At 44.6% G+C, this 17420-nt stretch carries 16 protein-coding genes and 1 pseudogene; 2 read left to right on the top strand and 15 right to left on the bottom strand.

Going from position 1 to position 17420, the window contains the following annotated elements:
* Nucleotides 1–70: 70 nt before the first annotated feature.
* From DWX61_RS19665 to DWX61_RS03545, 8 genes and pseudogenes are all read right to left on the bottom strand, one after another.
* A pseudogene (locus DWX61_RS19665) lies at nt 71–286 on the bottom strand (DapH/DapD/GlmU-related protein); the annotation flags it as partial.
* Between the two features lie 522 nt (nt 287–808).
* Nucleotides 809–1750, bottom strand: coding sequence for a glycosyltransferase family 2 protein (locus tag DWX61_RS03575; RefSeq protein WP_118623840.1), 942 nt, complete (start codon nt 1748–1750; stop codon nt 809–811).
* The gene (locus DWX61_RS03570) at nt 1750–2844 is read right to left on the bottom strand and encodes a glycosyltransferase (RefSeq protein ID WP_118623838.1); all 1095 of its coding nucleotides are present in this window, start codon (nt 2842–2844) and stop codon (nt 1750–1752) included. Before DWX61_RS03570 ends, DWX61_RS03575 begins: the two co-directional genes overlap by 1 nt.
* A 4-nt stretch (nt 2845–2848) precedes the next feature.
* Nucleotides 2849–3586, bottom strand: a complete 738-nt coding sequence (locus tag DWX61_RS03565; protein ID WP_118623836.1) for a WecB/TagA/CpsF family glycosyltransferase — start codon at nt 3584–3586, stop codon at nt 2849–2851.
* Between the two features lie 4 nt (nt 3587–3590).
* The gene (locus DWX61_RS03560) at nt 3591–4250 is read right to left on the bottom strand and encodes a D-sedoheptulose-7-phosphate isomerase (protein WP_118623834.1); all 660 of its coding nucleotides are present in this window, start codon (nt 4248–4250) and stop codon (nt 3591–3593) included.
* A 26-nt stretch (nt 4251–4276) separates the two neighbouring features.
* Nucleotides 4277–5608: a D-glycero-beta-D-manno-heptose 1,7-bisphosphate 7-phosphatase gene (gmhB, locus tag DWX61_RS03555; RefSeq protein WP_118623996.1), complete on the bottom strand. Its 1332-nt coding sequence runs from the start codon at nt 5606–5608 to the stop codon at nt 4277–4279.
* Between the two features lie 4 nt (nt 5609–5612).
* The gene (locus DWX61_RS03550; RefSeq protein ID WP_118623832.1) at nt 5613–6614 is read right to left on the bottom strand and encodes a GHMP family kinase ATP-binding protein; all 1002 of its coding nucleotides are present in this window, start codon (nt 6612–6614) and stop codon (nt 5613–5615) included.
* A 634-nt stretch (nt 6615–7248) separates the two neighbouring features.
* Nucleotides 7249–8430, bottom strand: coding sequence for a zinc ribbon domain-containing protein (locus DWX61_RS03545; RefSeq protein WP_118623830.1), 1182 nt, complete (start codon nt 8428–8430; stop codon nt 7249–7251).
* A 562-nt stretch (nt 8431–8992) separates the two neighbouring features.
* Between DWX61_RS03545 and DWX61_RS03540 the strand changes: the two genes are divergently transcribed.
* A complete protein-coding gene (locus tag DWX61_RS03540; protein WP_118623994.1) occupies nt 8993–9889 on the top strand; it encodes an RluA family pseudouridine synthase in 897 nt (298 codons plus the stop codon).
* 54 nt (nt 9890–9943) lie between these two features.
* Here the strand turns inward: DWX61_RS03540 and DWX61_RS03535 are convergent, their stop codons facing one another.
* The 4 genes from DWX61_RS03535 to DWX61_RS03520 form a co-directional block, all read right to left on the bottom strand.
* The gene (locus tag DWX61_RS03535; protein WP_021651710.1) at nt 9944–10708 is read right to left on the bottom strand and encodes a type III pantothenate kinase; all 765 of its coding nucleotides are present in this window, start codon (nt 10706–10708) and stop codon (nt 9944–9946) included.
* Between the two features lie 19 nt (nt 10709–10727).
* Nucleotides 10728–11366 (bottom strand): ECF transporter S component, encoded by a 639-nt coding sequence (locus DWX61_RS03530; RefSeq protein ID WP_118515968.1) that lies wholly within the window; start codon nt 11364–11366, stop codon nt 10728–10730.
* Between the two features lie 154 nt (nt 11367–11520).
* On the bottom strand, nt 11521–12726 hold the full coding sequence (gene coaBC, locus DWX61_RS03525) for a bifunctional phosphopantothenoylcysteine decarboxylase/phosphopantothenate--cysteine ligase CoaBC (protein ID WP_118623828.1): 1206 nt from the start codon (nt 12724–12726) through the stop codon (nt 11521–11523).
* 14 nt (nt 12727–12740) lie between these two features.
* Complete coding sequence (locus tag DWX61_RS03520) at nt 12741–13628, bottom strand: peptidylprolyl isomerase (protein ID WP_118515966.1); 888 nt, start codon at nt 13626–13628, stop codon at nt 12741–12743.
* A 278-nt stretch (nt 13629–13906) separates the two neighbouring features.
* Between DWX61_RS03520 and DWX61_RS03515 the strand changes: the two genes are divergently transcribed.
* Nucleotides 13907–14386 (top strand): S-ribosylhomocysteine lyase, encoded by a 480-nt coding sequence (locus DWX61_RS03515; RefSeq protein WP_015524777.1) that lies wholly within the window; start codon nt 13907–13909, stop codon nt 14384–14386.
* A gap of 192 nt (nt 14387–14578) precedes the next feature.
* Here DWX61_RS03515 and DWX61_RS03510 read toward each other — a convergent pair whose 3' ends face one another.
* The 3 genes from DWX61_RS03510 to DWX61_RS03500 all read right to left on the bottom strand — a co-directional run bounded on the left by DWX61_RS03510 (nt 14579) and on the right by DWX61_RS03500 (nt 17383).
* Nucleotides 14579–15109: an SH3 domain-containing protein gene (locus tag DWX61_RS03510; protein ID WP_118623826.1), complete on the bottom strand. Its 531-nt coding sequence runs from the start codon at nt 15107–15109 to the stop codon at nt 14579–14581.
* 91 nt (nt 15110–15200) lie between these two features.
* Nucleotides 15201–16205 (bottom strand): XdhC family protein, encoded by a 1005-nt coding sequence (locus tag DWX61_RS03505; protein ID WP_118623824.1) that lies wholly within the window; start codon nt 16203–16205, stop codon nt 15201–15203.
* Between the two features lie 32 nt (nt 16206–16237).
* Nucleotides 16238–17383: an aminotransferase class V-fold PLP-dependent enzyme gene (locus DWX61_RS03500; protein WP_118623822.1), complete on the bottom strand. Its 1146-nt coding sequence runs from the start codon at nt 17381–17383 to the stop codon at nt 16238–16240.
* Nucleotides 17384–17420: the final 37 nt, after the last annotated feature.

Genomic DNA, 17420 nt, shown 5'->3' with positions numbered 1-17420 from the left:
AACTTCACATAAATCCTTATAGATTTCACTGCCAGAAACAATCTCTTCCAACTTTTCCATTTAAATTTTCTTAATGAAACAAGGGCGGTTCTCCGATTTTGTACTTGAGATTGTTTGTTCTTTTCCTTATATATCTAGCAGGAACCCCTCCCCAGATTTCATAAGAAGGTACATCCTTTGTAACAACCGCCCCTGCTGCTATAACCGCTCCATCACCTATATTTACACCTTGCAAAATCGTAGCGCCCGTTCCAATCCAGCAATGATGACCTACATGAATGGGTTTAAAATCTGCTGTAAAGTCTGGATCATCAATATCATGGCTTCCTGTAATCATCTTTACATGGCTAGAAATATTCGTATCGTGATCTACTGTAATACCACCGCGTGCATCCAACTCTGCAAACCAGCCCACAGCAACTCCATCGCCTAATTTCAAACCTTGCGGAAGAAGAATTTCCACACGGCGGCACGGGAATGTTTTTTTTCCCATTTTTGCCCCAAGTAACTGAAAAAACCATTTTCGCAAATGGCGGCTCGGAATCTTACTCCAGATTGCATTGCCAAACAATGTCACTGCATAGTAAATACACTTAACTGGCTTGGACATTTGATTTCCTAAGCTTTTTGTATGTGTTTTGTTCTCCATCAGAATTCTAATTCGCTCCAATCTTTTGTGGTCTAAAGAAATTTATTAATCAACTTATTAGGTGTAATTTTTGAAAGCATATACAAGACTCCACCCAATTTCATTTTCAATAAGAAAAATGGTATAGATTTTAGTGTCATAACTTCTGGTTTAAATTCTTTAATTGCACACTGAACATCTTTGTTTCTCATATATTGCCGAAATATCTTCCACCACCCGTTTATCGTGTGATAATCGAAGGGACAACTGGACTGCCGAAAGCACCAAGGTGCCCTGCCAATATATATGCGTATCTACGCCTTGCATTGCAGCAAGAGTATCAATTTCGCTTCGGGCAGCTATAAGTTTTTCTTTATTTTGAGCCATAAACACCGGATTGCTGTTGCTTGTCACATTTGCACTACCATCGCGAATCGTTAAATAGTATAATGTCTTTTTCAGTATTCCTACTGAATGTGTATAAAGGAAATATGTATTAATAAATTTTGTATCTTCACCTAGCCAAAGAGAAGTATCAAAATAAATCTGGTTTTCCTTAACTACTGATGCGTCCAACATAATTCGCCATAGCGCTGTATGCTCTTTCCCTTCTCTTTGCCCCTTTTCGCCTCGCAACCATTGATTCACATCATCAAATGAATGCCCCAAAAATGCAGGTAATAATTCATTCAAAATTCTATCATTACGGTATATCCCATCTATTTTAAATACATGTTCATCTGTAAGCTCCCCATTGATTTTATTTCCATAGCCGTAAAGCACGCTTTCAACATCGTTAGCTTTCACATATTCAATACAATCTTTGATAAGACATGGCCCAAACGTATCATCCGAATCAAAAAAGAAAATTTTATCTCCAGTTACTTTATTTAGTCCTAAATTCCTAGCAGCAGATACACCTGAATTTTTTTGATAATAGTATTCAATTCGTGGATCTTTAAAACTCTTTATAATCTTTGCGGTTTTATCTGTTGATCCATCATCAATAAATATTAGTTGCAAATTTGTATACGTCTGCTTCAATAGACATGTTATCATTCGTTCAATATATCCCTCTGTATTGTATGCAGGTACAATTACAGAAACTTTTATTTCATCCATCAGTTTTCTCGCAATCCTTCATAATAATGCAAATATGATTTTTTTAATTTTTCAAATGAAAATTCAGCCTGATACCATCGTATCGCCTGTGCTTCCATTTTCTTCCGAACTTCTGGATATTCGATCAATACATCAATTTTCTCTGCAATTTGAGTAGCATTTTTTGATTCAACCAGATATCCATCAATTCCAGTTCTAATTATTTCCTGTGTTCCATCAACTGCAGTTCCGATGACTGTTTTGCCAACAGAATACGCTTCAATAGGAGTTAGTGGCAATCCTTCCCAGAGTGAACTAAGAACAACAAAGTCCAGCTGACTAATAACATTCTGTATATCGTTGCGATATCCTAGGAATAAAAACACATCCTGCAAATGTTTACTCTTAACACGTTCATGTAACTGATCTTTCAACTCACCATCACCTACAATGACAAATCGTGCTTCCGGATGGTTTCTCGTAACGATTTCAGCGGCATCAATAAAATAGTTCATACCTTTTTGTTCAGACAACCTACCAATATTACCAATCAATATATGTCCTTCTTTTTTTTCTATATCTAAGGTTGATATTTTTTGTACGACCCCTTCAAAAGGTTTGACCGCATTATGTATCACACTTACCTGATTTTCTGGAATCTTGAAAAAATCTGTTAGATTTTCTCTAACCATTTCTCCCACTGCAATTATTTCTGTATTATGATATGCAAATTGTGTTAACTTCTTTTTATCTTGAAAAGTATTATGCGCATTAGCAACTTTAATAACGCCTTTAGGTGCTGCCAGTTCGGCATAGAAAGCAGCCATTCGATGATGAGAATGTACTATTGTAATCTTCTCTCTTTTTATTATAGATTTGATTGAACTATAAATTCTCAGCATACTCACTGGATTTTTGTTTGCAACGTCTTGGATCGTATAATGTTTGATTCCCATTGTCTGAAGCTTCGACTCATGAACTCCACCTGACGAACATACTACTATCTTGTTTACTCTTCCTGCCAAAATTTCACATAATTGCAATACAACATTTTCAGTACCACCCAATCCCATTGTCCTAACTATAAATAGGATATTTTGCTTTTCTAACACCATTTGTTCACCTGTATTTTTTTATTAATCTTATAATTTTCACATCGTCAACAAAGTATCGTTTAAACATTCGTTTTGGTTCCTGCAAGAAACGATAGAACCATTCCAAGCCATGCTCACTCATCCAACGTGGCGCACGCTTTACATTTCCAGCAAGAAAATCAACCGTAGCTCCCGCACAAACAGACACCTTAGCACTATATTTTTCAATATTTTCATATATCCACTTTTCCTGTTTAGGACAGCCAAAGCACGCAATCAACAAGTCTGGCTGTGCTTCAGAGATCATGTGATTGATTTTATTAAGCTCTTCATCGTTTTTTTCAAATCCAAAAGGTGGTGCATATGTTCCAGTGATTTTAATATTGGGATGCTTAGTTTCCAGTTTCTGTTTGGCCTGTTCTGCGATGCCTTCTTTTCCACCAATGATAAAAATCTTGTAACCTTTTTCAGCCGCCACTTCGCATAACAGCGGAACTAAATCAGATCCCGAAATTTTTGCCTTCAAAGGCTTTCCATGCATCTTTGAAATCCAAACTAAAGGTTTTCCATCCACCAAAACCATATCTGCATTGTCCACTACTTTTTTTAGATATGGGTCTTGCTCTATTTTCATCACAACATCGACATTAATTGCAACCACATAGGATTTTTTATTAGCCTCAATCATCTGCTCGATAGCTGCAATAGTTTCCGGCATTGTTACATTATTTATATAAGTATTAAGCAGTGCCTGTTTTTTCATCACATCAATTCTCCCCAAAAAATTCATATTCAAGCATTAAGCACAGGCAATGGTACACCGGCATATGCAATTCCTGAATCATATATGTTTCATTCTGCGGAACTTTGATACATACATCACTCATCTGCTCTAGTTTGCTGTCTTTAGCACCAGTCAGACCAATCACATTCATGCCTTTTGCATGTGCAGTGATTGCTGCATATAACACATTCTTACTATTACCACTTGTGGAAATGCCTAAAAATACATCTCCTGCACTTCCATAACCATTTACCTGCTGTGCAAAACACAGAAGCGGTTCACAGTCATTCATATATGCAGTAGACAATGCTGGATGGCCATCCAGCGCAATGGCAGGAAGTGCACCTTGCAAATTTTCTGCCAAAACAGCTCCAAGCTCTTCATTTTCTTTAACAAGTTTATCTGTAAAATCAATATCTAGTTTTCTAGGGAGTTTAAAGCTTTTCATCAATTCTCCAACAATGTGCTCTGCATCTGCAGCAGATCCACCGTTTCCAGCAACCAACAATTTCCCACCATTTTTATATGACTCTGCAAGTAAAAAATATGCTTCTATAATTTCTTTCTTGACTGATTCTAGTGCTGGATATCTTTCGCAGAGCATCTCAACATTTTTTCCAATCTTCTCCTTTAACTCTTTCATTTTTCTTCCTCATATATTTTGAACTATTATATACAGTCGTTTACAAATTCTATCAACGAATTTTCGGTAATGGTTTGCCCGTAGTTTTCATGCTTATCACTAAGTAATATTGTCTTACATCCAGCATTAATACCCGCTTTGATATCATTCTCGCCATCGCCAATCATCCATGACTGTGATAAATCGATATTAAAATCTTCGGCTGCTTTGAACAGCATTCCAGGCTTCGGCTTACGGCAAGCACAATCCATCTTCAGTTCCGGACGTTCACCTTCATATCCTTTATGGGGATGATGCGGACAATAATAGATTGCATCAAGATAAGCGCCTTCTTTTCCAAGAAGAGTTTCCATCTTATTATGGATTTCGTTCAACTCTTCAAAGGAAACCTCACCGCGAGCTATAACTGGCTGATTTGTTACGACAATAGCAAGATAACCTGATTCATTGATTTTGCGAATAGCTGCGGCAACACCATCAAGCAATTCAAATTCATCTATATTTCTTAAAAATCCAACATACTTGTTGATAGTTCCGTCCCGATCAAGAAAGATTGCTTTCTGCTTGTTTTTCAAATTCTTTCCAGAAACTCTGCCCGCTTTATAATCTGAACATACAGAGTAATACCTCTCTGGAGTGCCCATGTCTTTCACGTATTCTGGACTGTCGTAGCAAAACATTGTTCCTGTCCCCGCTAATGGTTTCAACAATTGACGATCCAAATCGATTTTGACTAGTTTACCATTTGCACCAATCTTACCTATTGAATCTACATCGATATCAAGCAGTTCTAGCGCTTTGGGGTTGATAACATGCAATCCTGCATTTACACGATTCCTGTAATACTTCGGACGCTCATCTTCCTTTGCAAGCCATTTTTCAACTATGCCATTCTTATCAGCGATAATAAGTCCGCTATCATACGGATGGCTGTTCGGATGTGTAAAAAGTGTAACTAATCCACCTTTTTCCTGATGAAACGCAGCAAATCGGTTAAAGTTTACATCGAACATTGCATCTGCATTTAGAAGCAGAAAATCAGATGTTAACTTATCTTTTATTTTGAATAACGCACCTGCATTGCCAAGAGGTTCTTTTTCAAAATAGTACTCAATGTGTACATCAAATGGCTTACCTGTTATTGGAGAGATTCCAGAACCATCGCCAAAATAATTCATAATAATATTTCCCAGATGACTCACGGTAATAATAATGTCATCGAATCCTTGATTTTTCAGGCATTCTATTTCCCTTTCCAGTACAGGAACACCCTCAATTTTTATCATCGGTTTAGGAATATCACTCGCTACAGAAGAAATACGAGTTCCTTTCCCCCCTGCCATAATCACTACTTTCATATCTTTAGTCCTTTGGTACATAATCTTCTGGTGTGTAATGAATTACACGTGTTCCGACATCTTCAAACTTAAAGGGAATATATAATAGGTCACGCATCGCCCAGCGAACAGCATCCTGCCTTTCTGGCTGTACATAAAATACAAGGAACCCACCACCGCCAGCCCCAAGAAGTTTTCCACCTAATGCACCTGCTGCAATACCTTTAGTATAAAGTTCATCAATACTATTCGTAGAAACAGCAGATCCGGTCTGACGTTTCAGCTTCCATGTGTGATCCAACAATCTGCCAAAATCATCCAAATCTTTTTCTTTATCCGTCAGTACTCTCTCTGCATCGTCGACCAATGCCAGCATTTCTTTTAGCTGAGCTATTTTATCAACCTTACTAGCCGCATTTGCTTTCTGAACATCAGAAGAAAAACGGGTAAAACCGGTAAAGAACATCATCAGATTCTGATTAAGTTGTTTCTTTCGTTCCGGAGAGATAATCACCGGCAGAACGTCATAACCATCTGCATTGAAATTAATACGATTAAAGCCGCCAAATGAAGCAGCAATTTGATCCTGCCAACCACCTGCTTCCTGACAAAGATTTCTTTCCAAAAAAATTGCCTCATCTGCCAGTTTCTTCTTATCAGCATATTTTCCCTTTAACGCATAAAAAGCATTCAGCATTCCTACGGCAAAAGAACTTGAAGTTCCTAAACCAGAACGTGCAGGAAGATCTGCCTCATAGGTAAGACGAATCTCATGCATATCTAACATCTTCATTGCATTTCGAATTGCTGGATGCTGAATACTTTCTATATTTGTTATTCGTTCGGTCTTTGAATAAGATAACTCAGTGGAATAGTCAAAGAAACGCGGCAAATGGCGCACATTCACATAACAATACTTATCAAATGTAGTAGACAAAACGGCACCGCCGTTTTCTTTAAAAAAGCTTTCCATATCTGTTCCGCCACCAAAGAAAGACATGCGAAACGGTGTCTGTGTAATAATCATCTCTAACTCCTCCGGTTCTTATCGAACCATATCCCCTCTGAAAGGTAAATTTTGTATCTATGTACACATCCCAAAGGATGGTATTTCTCTTTCTCTCGCCGTTCACACGGCTAAATGTGTTTTCCCTTACTGTCGAATATTCTTCTCTTAGCAACCGTATTGCCACTATTCCTGGTTCATTTTCTACTTCATAAACCATTTGCTGAGTACATTCGTCTCTACACTGTGCTTTTTTATATAGTCGAGCCTATATAACTCGCAATGACAATTTTCTAAATATGGTATTATTGCATCGAACCTTGTTTATGTATGAGTTTTATAGAAACTGTACATATCATTCAATCTCACTTCAGTCAAAATCAACGATTTTATATTGCTATAATATATTGGTCAAAGATTTCTCTGTTACATCCTCATTTTTTCAACATCTATATACCGAACCCAGCCCCAGGCCAAGTTTCAGTAATTTCACATTCTTATAACTTCGAATACACCCCGTACCACAAGGCACAGTTCTTCGGCGACGCCTGCGTTGGGCCGCCTGGCGGTATTCAACCGGAAAGGAGGCGTCACTGGCGCTTCCTCTCTTGCTGATCACTCAGCATTTATATATAAGAGGCATTCCTGCCGCTTATTAACTTGGTTTGTTATTTTTCCGGAAGCTTTCCTGGCATTTGTGTCCCAGATTTCGGGCGCCGTTCAGGAAGCGGTTGACCTGATGGCCGTTCTGGCAGATGAATACACTGCCCTGTTTTTTTCCGGTGGCTCCGCAGATGGAACATTGCTTTTCTGTTCCGTCGGCGCGCAGCTCAAGTACCAGGATTCCTTCTGCCCAGGCTTTGTATTTCAGATAATTCCGGATGCGGATACTTAAGTGAAGGGGCGAATAATTGCCGCTTCTGTACATGGATATCCTGGAAAAATCTTCATCATACTCCGGCAGTACCAGTATCCCGGTGTGTTTTTCTTTGCAGAAATCTATGATCTCCTTGCTGACCTGATGTGCATAATGTTCATTCAGGTGCTTGAGATGCATGTAATATTTCCTGTTTGGCTGACTGACGTTGTCTTTATCGGTAAATGCCCTGGATGCTTCTACTTTTTTCAACAAAGCTCTGCAATGATGTCGGTATGCATTTCCACCTTTGCAGTTTTTTACAGCCAGCTGCCTGGATTCTTCATCCAGAACTGTGCATACTGCAAAGCTGTCCGTATTGGTAAAGCGGACGCTGCATACTCTGGCGCCTTCCTGCATTCGTTCCTTTGCTATCCGGGCATCGGAGTTTTCCTGCTTGACAGGTACATGGAACATGAGCCATTTTTCCTCATGGACCAGTGTCGGTGAAAGGATCGCTGCTTCCTTGGGGAAGGGGCGTCCTGTAAGTCCGCAGGGTACCCAGATCCATTTCTTTCCGTTCCAGAGCTTCAGCACTACGGAGGTGTCTGTCAGGTCTTTGTACATTCCCTTGAAAAATGTGATGTTGGCATCTATCTTTTCGGGGAAGCTTTCTGCGCTTGCTGCGGTCTTTACTGCCATTGCAGCTTTGTTCATGGCAGATCTCCGAAAGTAAACGGGGAGCTTTCCGCCTGGCGGGATGTACTTTGGTTCTCTTCCGTCTCTTCCGGGAACGGTGAGTTTTTCCAGATATCCCTGGATGGTCAGCAGATTTTCGGCCCAGAGCTCTTCTCTTTCTTTCAGTAGCTCGTAGTAAAATGCTACGGCATCCCGATACAGGGCTTCGGTTGTTTCGATCATCTGCTTTTCCGGACAAAAGAGCCGCATTTTCCATGTTTTGATACTGTATCCTGTTTTCATGGCATCTCTTTCTGCTGTCAGGTATCGCTTAATATCTTCATTAGCGAAAAAGAGCTTGAAACACTGTTAAATGCTGCTTTTTTCGGCACAGCTGACCACGATTTTGACCACTAATAATTGGAAAGAAAAAGGAAAAAAGCTTGAAAAGTATTGATTTTACGCGGATTTACGCAAGAAAAAAGTGACCACTTTTTGTGACCACTAATGTTAGATTTCGATGATTATCAGACTGTTTATTCACTTTTTGATAGAAAACGACTGCATATGATGCTTAAAAAACGACATTATTAGCATGCTTCATGTCTTTGGCACGCCTTGACAAAGGAAAATATCAATGGTATTCTTACATATGGCTGTAAAATATATCTTTTTTGGTCTGTGACTAATGAAGATAATAAGCGACACATTTCCCATAATCCACGAGCTGTCCAAGGATATTTCCTCTTGTACCAGCTCTTTTTTTATGTCTAATCGACATTTCCCTCCCCAAATGCTATACTATACCCGCAGGCCGCGCGTTTTGACTTTTGGCCTGCTAAATTTCAGAAAAGGATTTTTTTCTATGGAGAGAATTATTACCTATACGATCTCAACCGGGGAGTCCGGGGAAAATGTTCTTGGGTTTCTTCGGAAAAAGGGGTTTTCCAAACATATATTGACTACTATGAAGCGGGCGGAGCAGGCGATCCTGCTGAACGGGCAGCCGGCTTTTGGCAGAACGGTCCTGAGGGAGGGGGATGTTCTTCGGATCCTTGTTCCGGAAGAGACCGGGAACGGAGCGGAGTCTTCCATTATTCCGGTGCCGCTGCCTCTGGATATCCTGTATGAGGATGAGGATATCCTTGTGCTGAACAAGCCTGCTGATATGCCTGTGCATCCCTCTGCCGGGAACTACGAGAATACGCTTGCCAACGGTGTTGCCTGGTATTATAAGCAGCAGGGGAAGGCTTTTGTCTACCGCTGTATCAACCGGCTGGACAGGGATACCACCGGGGTGCTGGTGCTGGCCAAGAACCCTCTGAGCGGGGCTCTTCTCTCTGCCCAGATGAAGCAGCGCCAGATCCGACGTACCTATCTTGCACTTACTGACGGGATCCCGCCGGAAAAGGGGACGATCTCCGCTCCTGTTGCGAGAATGGATGCTTCTGTGATCACAAGGGAGGTTAATTTTGAGCGTGGTGAGGCTGCCGTGACTCATTTTGAGCGTCTTGCAGTCAGCAATGGATATGCTCTTGTGGAGCTGCATCTGGATACGGGGCGGACTCATCAGATCCGGGTGCATATGAAGTATATCGGCTGTCCGCTGCCGGGGGATTTTCTGTATCATCCAGTTTTTGACCGGATCGGACGCCAGGCCCTGCATTCCTTCCAGCTGGAATTTGCCCACCCGATCACCGGGGAGCCCATGTGTTTCCTGGCGCCTGTGCCTGAGGATTTCCGCAGAGCATTTGCACAGTAAAAAAATCAGCTGTCCGGTACGTGTTTTCTGCACCGGCAGCTGATTTTTTTGTTTTTATTTATTTTTTTTGTAGATCACAAGGAGTCCCTTGAGCAGAAGGTCCTCATCCAGAATGATTTCCTTCTTACAGTGAGAAATGATCTTTTTTGCAAGACCGCCTGTTGCGATCACAGTTGTTTTCTCACCAAGCTCTTCTTCCACCCGGTCTATGATCCCGTCGATGGCTGCTGCGTTGCTGTAGAGCACGCCGCTTTTCATGCATTCGATGGTATTGCGCCCGATCACATGCTTCGGGGCATCGATGCTGATCCCGCTGAGCTGGGATGCTCTGGCTGTCAGTGCATCCAGGGATATTCCGATGCCAGGAAGGATCATTCCGCCAATGTATTGCTTTTTGCTGTTGACAACCGAAACTGTAGTGGCGGTTCCCATATCGATCACAATAAACGGAACCGGATATTCATTTAATCCTGCCACAGCGTCTGCCACAAGATCCGCGCCCAGCTGTCCGGGGTTGTCCATCATGATGTTCAGACCTGTTTTTACTCCTGGTCCCAGGACCATGACTTCTTTTTTGAGAATCTTTTCTGCTGCCAGCTTGGCAATGTTGGTGATCTGCGGGACTACAGATGAAATGATACAGCCTTCTATGTCTGCCTTTTTGATGTGGTAGATCTCCAGTAAGGTTTTCAGGTCTACGGCATATTCCAGTTCTGTTTTTGTTCTTACGGTAGCAAGTCTCTCGATGAAGTATGTTTTTTGATCATCGATGCAGCCCACGACTATGTTGGTATTTCCAATATCAATTGCTAATATCATAATTTTATTTTCCCTGTCTTTATGCTTTTGTCTTCTCACGGCTGATCTGTGCGGATGGGATCAGATGTGCCTTGGAAAGTGCGGCTCCCACTGCTCCTGTGATCACTGTGGAGGAAATCATTTCGCATACTGCGTTGATCCCTACCATGAGACAGCAGCCGATGATGATGTTATGACCGCCCATCAGATTTTTTACATAATCGGTATTTCCGAACAGTCCTACAAGTGCCGCCATGAAGAACAGTGTATTCAGGAATGCGGAAAAGAATCCGGTTACTGCACATGCCACATAGGTATTGCTGACCTTTCGCATGCCTTTAAAAATATATCCGAGGCAGATACCGTCCAGAAGACGTGGGATGAAGCGCTGGATAAAGGCAAATACCGGATTAATACCGAAAAGCACAACTCCCATTGCACTGGAGCCGCCTACTCCGATGCACTGGAGAAAGCTGGTCAGGCCGAAGATCGCACCTGCCACGGCTCCTCCTACGGGTCCGAGGACGACTGCACTGATGGCTACCGGGATCACGTTAAAGGAAATGGCCAGTGGCCCGATGTTCAGATATCCCAGTGGTGTGTAGGCCATCAGCAGAAGGATCGCTGCCATCAGGCCCAGTAACGTAAGCTGCGCTGTTGTAAATTTGTTGTTTTTCATTTCTTCTCCTCCTTGTTACCGTTCCGCTCTGTGAATGTTTCCGGAAATACAGCATTTCCCGGCATTTTCTGCGGATACAATACGGTGATGGAAAGCGGTGATCTTTTTGTTCCGCTTTTCGTTGTTAAAACCGGCTCCCTGACCGGCTCTGTAGCTATGCTTCTGCCTTTGTGGTAAGCAGAAGGATCTTATCCAGGATCTTTAACGCTGCATCCTCCTTGCTCATAAGCGGGAGTGACACTTCTTCATCCTGTGTGATAAGAGTCAGGACATTGGTATCTCCCTGGAATCCGGCACCTTCTACCTTCAGGTTGTTGGCTGCCACCATATCCAGGTTTTTCTTCTCAAGCTTAGCTCTGGAATTACGGAGCATGTCTCTGGTCTCCATGGAAAATCCGCAGAGGAACTGGCCCTGCTTTTTGTGCTGGCCCAGATATTTCAGAATGTCGTCTGTCCTCTCAAGCTCTATGGAAGCCTGATCGTCTTTTTTCTTAACCTTGTCTTCGCTGACCTGCTTCGGACGGTAGTCTGCCACTGCGGCAGCCTTGATGATGATATCCTGTTCATCACTTAAACCGGTGACTGCCTCGAACATATCTCTGGCAGATGTCACAGGTACGACCTTCACAAAAAGGGGCGGCTCAATGGCAGTAGGTCCGCTTACCAGCGTAACCTCCGCTCCTCTGAGCATGGCCATTTTTGCAATGGCGTATCCCATCTTTCCGGATGAATGGTTGGTGAGACAGCGGACTGGGTCGATGGCCTCCTGGGTAGGTCCTGCCGTTACCAGGAGCTTTTTACCGGCAAGGTCTTTCTGGAAGGCGGCTTCCTTCAGGATATATTCCAGAAGGGTTTCCGGCTCCGGCATTTTTCCGGCTCCGGTGTCTCCGCATGCCAGGTAGCCGCTGGCCGGTGTGATCACCTCATATCCGTAGGTTTGCAGCTTCCGGATATTGTCCTGCACCACGGGATTCTCATACATGGCGGTATTCATGGCCGGTGCAAGGATCTTCTGACACCTGCAGGCCATTACCGTAGTGGTGAGCATATCGTCCGCAAGGCCGTTGGCCAGCTTTCCGATCACGTTTGCACTGGCCGGTGCGATCATCACAACATCTGCCTTCTTGGCAATGGATACGTGCTCTACCTGGAACTGAAAGTTCCGGTCAAAGGTATCCACCAGGCATTTATTCCCGGTCAGTGTTTCAAATGTGATCGGATTGATAAAGTGCGTTGCATTCTCTGTCATCAGTACATGGACATCTGCATGAAGCTTATGTAATGCACTTGCCAGATATGCGATCTTGTATGCAGCAATACTTCCTGTGATGCCAAGAAGCACTGTTTTCCCTTTCAGCATCCTTGTCCCTCCTGTCAGTCAACCATACGGATACTCTCGATCACCGGCTGCTGATCCTTTGCAATAGTTCCGTTGCCGTCTGTCGGCTTGGCATCCTTGCAGATCTGATCTACAATGTCCATCCCGGAGGTCACGTGTCCGAATGCAGCATAGTCGCCGTCCAGATGTGTGGAATCGGACTGTACGATAAAGAACTGAGAGCTTGCGCTGTCCGGATCTGTGCTGCGGGCCATGGAAATGGTTCCTCTTACATGAGAAATATCGTTCTTCACTCCATTGCTGGAAAATTCGCCCTTGATGGTATCCTCTGCTCCGCCGGTTCCGTCTCCGTTTGGATCTCCGCCCTGGATCATAAATCCGTCAATGATCCGGTGGAAGGTCAGACCGTCATAAAAATTGTCCTGTACCAGCTTTACAAAATTTGTGACTGTGATGGGTGCAGTGTCTGCATCCAGCTCTACATCGATCTCGCCATAGTCCTTTACGGTGATGGCAGCATGATGGGTTCCTGTCAGCTGCTGGCTGGTATCGATCACAGTTGTTCCTGCCATTTGTGCATCCTCGGAACCATCGGAAAATTCTCCGTCTGCGCTGTCTGTATCCTCTGTACTGTCTGCAGAAGCTTCGGTTTCATGTGAAGTGTCCCCTGCATTACCGGAAGCCTCCTGATCATCGGCGCTTTCTTCATGATCTGAAAAGCCTGCCGCCTCAGCCTCCTCCTCGGATACTGCATTGGCTGCTGTCTCTTCATCTACGCCTGTCTGTCCTTCTGAGGTTTCTTCCTCCAGAGATTCTTCCTTCTTGTCTGCTTTGTCAGAAGTGCTGTCTGTGCTTCCGCATCCGGAAAGCATTCCTGCGGTAAGAGCTGTCGCAAATAATACGGCTAAAACCTTACGTTTCATATTTATAAGTCCTCCTTATCAGATCCCGAAAACGCCTGTTCCGGCATTTTCAGGTGAGCTTTTCACTCTCCCCCTGTAAGCTTTTCTCAGTTTAACATCATCTTTTCATAAAGTCAACTTTGCACGGAACCAGGTACAGGAGTTACTATTCACTCCGTTTTCAGTAACGTGCAGGATTCCCTTTGTTTTTGCCTTGTATCTCTTCCGGTTCTCTGCTAAAATCATGTATGGAGCTTATCATGGGCTCCGTACATATAAGTAGAAAGCGAGGAATCAACATGGAAAAGATCACAAGTTTTACCATTGACCATATCAAGCTTCAGCCTGGCGTATACGTTTCACGTAAGGATCCGGTCGGAGATCAGGTGATCACCACCTTCGATATCCGTATGACTTCTCCCAATGAGGAGCCTGTTATGAACACAGCCGAGCTTCATGCCATGGAGCATCTGGCGGCTACCTTCCTGCGGAACCATAAGGAGTTTGGCCCGAAGGTCATTTACTGGGGTCCTATGGGCTGCCGTACCGGAAATTATCTTCTTCTTAACGGGGATTATGAATCCAGAGATATCGTTCCGCTGATGATCGAGATGTTTGAATTCATCCGTGATTTTGAGGGTGAGATCCCGGGAGCCTCTCCCAAGGACTGCGGAAATTATCTGGATATGAACCTTGGCATGGCAAAATATCTGGCAAAGAAATTCCTGAACGAGGTTCTCTACGATATCAAACCGGACCGTCTTGTTTATCCGGAATGATCTGCGGGTACGATCCGCTGGCATGATCCTTGTGTTCTGAACGGACTATATGCCGAAACAAAAAAACAGGCTGCCTGTATCGATGTATTTCATCGGATACAGCTGCCTGTTTTTTATTATATCAAGGAGATATCTGCAATTGAAGCAGAATCAGGATTTCCCTGATCTGGTCAAAAGCCTGTAATCCGTGCTCTACTGTGCTGCTTCTGCGGTAGTATCTGCTGCCACTGCTCCTACCGGCGGGGTTGTGCTGACGTAATCGCCGGATGCGTAGCAGGTCTGGCCATTATAATCCACACGGATCCATCCATTGTCACAGACACCGGTACACTTCAGGGATTCTCCGGAAAGGACACCTGCCACGAACTCTGCCTCTGCGTTGGCGTCAGAACGTAAATTCACACCCTCCACTGCATAGTAGGTGGCATCCTGAGCCTGTACGTTGATGCCGCTTGGGGTCTGCTCCGTAGCTGCTGTCTGTGCTGCGGGATCTGCTGCCCCAGCTGTGGTGGAGTCTGCCGCCGCTGCCGCTCCGTCCGCTGTGGAATCAGCTGCCGCTGCTTCCGGTGTGGGTGTTGCAGTTGCCTTCGGCTTCTCTGTGGGCTCCGGCGTCGGTGTGGAATCTACTACTGTTACCACTGCATCGGTTCCTTCCTCATATCCACAGCCCTGTGCAAGGAAAGCCGCGCCTATTATCAAAGCCATAATACATTTTTTCTTCATTTTATCTGATTCCTCCTTATACGCCGGTAAAAAATTCTCTGCGTTCAATATACACGATTCTTCAATATTATGCAAGTCCTGGCCGGTTCTTTCACATATTTACCGGCTCAAAAAGCACCCGGACAGTTCCGCCGCAGATCATTCCCAGATCTCCTGCTCCCTGCCCCAGCTCGTAAACCTTTGTTTCCGTATTTCGGATATTTACTGCGTGTTTTCCGGCTTCAAACTCCACTTTTCCGCCGCCGATGCTTCCTGCCGTGCTTCCGTCCCGGCATACGAACATCTTGCTCCCGGTTCCTCTCGGAGAGGAACCCTTCTTTTCGATGATCGTGACCATGGTTCCCAGTGTCCTGCGGCGTACTGCTGCCTCCACCTCCTCATCACAGTAGGTACGGAAATGCCGGTTTTTCTCCTGCACGATCTCCGCCATGATGCTCACGGCGATCTCAGCCGGCATCTGTCCTCCGATGGGAAGTCCGATGGGGGCATGGATCTGATCCAGCTGTTCCTCCGTAAATCCCTCTTTCAGGAGCTTTTCCCTGGTGATCCGCACCTTTGTCCTGCTCCCGATCATTCCGAAATATGCAAAGGGTCTCTTAAGGATCGCTCTTGCACAGGCAGAATCTCCCAGATGGCCTCGTGTCACCACTACATAGTAGGCATTTTCATAGGGAGGGATCCTGTCGGACAGGGTATCAAACGCTCCAAAGATCCTCTCATCTGCCATGGGAAATCTTTCCTCAGTCACAAATTCCTCCCGGTCATCCATGACTGTTACATGAAAGCCCAGCATCCTGCCGATCTCTGCTACCGGAAGAGAAACATGGCCGCCACCCAGTATGATCAGCCTGGGATTCTTCTCGTAGGTTTCCACAAATATCTCCCTGTCTCCGTTTTTCACAACGCCGGTTTCCACGGCTGCTTCCACGGAAGCCTTCAGGAATTCTTCTGCTTCTTTATTTCTTTCTGCTCTCTTCGGATAAAAAAAGCTGCTTTCTTCCAAAAGATATTTCAGCCCGGCATCCTTTCCGTTCAGAAGGATCCCTGTTTTTACACGCCCTCTTTTTTCTACCACATCATATATTGTCTGATACATTCTCTGTGTCCTTTCTGTCCGTCTTTCGCTGTTTATTCCGCGGCAAGCTCCTTTACCGCCCCGGCAGCAGTGTCCACCTCTTCTTCCGTATTAAAATAAGAAAAGCTAAAGCGGACAGTTCCTGTTTTTTCGGTTCCCAGTGCTTTGTGCATCAGCGGTGCACAGTGGCCGCCGGCTCTTACACTGATTCCGTACTCTTCATCAAGGACCATGGCCACCTCTGCCGAATCCATCTCTGCAATATTCAGAGTCACCACAGGGGAGCGTTCTTCCCTGGAAAAATCCCCGTACAGGGTAATTCCCGGAATTTCCTTTATCTGGTCATAAAAACGCCACATCAGCTGCTGCTCTCTTTTTCGGATCTGTTCTGTCCCGGTTTCCCTGATCCAGCTGATGGCTGCGCCAAGACCTGCGATCCCGTGGCTGTTCAGGGTGCCTGCCTCCAGTGCCTCCGGCATATCCTGCGGATGCTCCCTCTGAAAGGTGAGGACGCCGCTTCCGCCTACCTTCAGAGGCTCCACAGATACCCCCGGTCGAACGCAGATGGCGCCTGTGCCCTGGGGCCCCATAAGGCCCTTATGTCCGGAAAAGCAAAGAATATCTATATGATCTTTTTTCATAGAAATCGGAAATACTCCTGCTGTCTGGGCAGCATCCACAATAAAAAGCTTCTGGTGCTTCTGTGCGATCTCACCGATGGCGTGGATATCATTGAGATTTCCTGTCAGATTGGAAGCATGGGTACAGACGATCACCTTCGTCTCCGGACGGATGGCTGCTTCAAGCTCCGTAAGGGAGATCCGTCCCTTGCGGTCTGCCGGCAGGATCGTAAGCTTCATGCCCTTTTTTTCCAGGCGGTACAGCGGACGGAGCACACTGTTGTGATCCATCTCCGTACAGATCGCATGGATAGTTCCCTCCTCTGGATGGAGTGTTCCCTGCAGAGCGATATTGAGCGCTTCCGTGTCATTGGATGTAAAGGCCACACATTCCGGTCCCCATACGTCAAACATCTCTGCGATCTGGCATCTTGTATTAAAAATAAGCCTTGAGGCTGCCATTGCTTCGCCGCTGCTGCCCCTTCCGCTGTTTCCTGCATGCTGCATGGCTTCCACCACAGCACGCGGCACACAGTCCGGCTTATGAAAGCTTGTAGCCGCGTTATCCAGATAAATCATTTCATTCTGCTCCTTGTGATTTTTATCAAATGCCTTT

The organism is Ruminococcus sp. AF20-12LB (assembly GCF_003478985.1).
In the GTDB taxonomy this organism is placed as follows: Bacteria; Bacillota; Clostridia; order Lachnospirales; family Lachnospiraceae; genus Blautia_A.
This window is presented reverse-complemented; position numbering and strand designations above follow the sequence as displayed.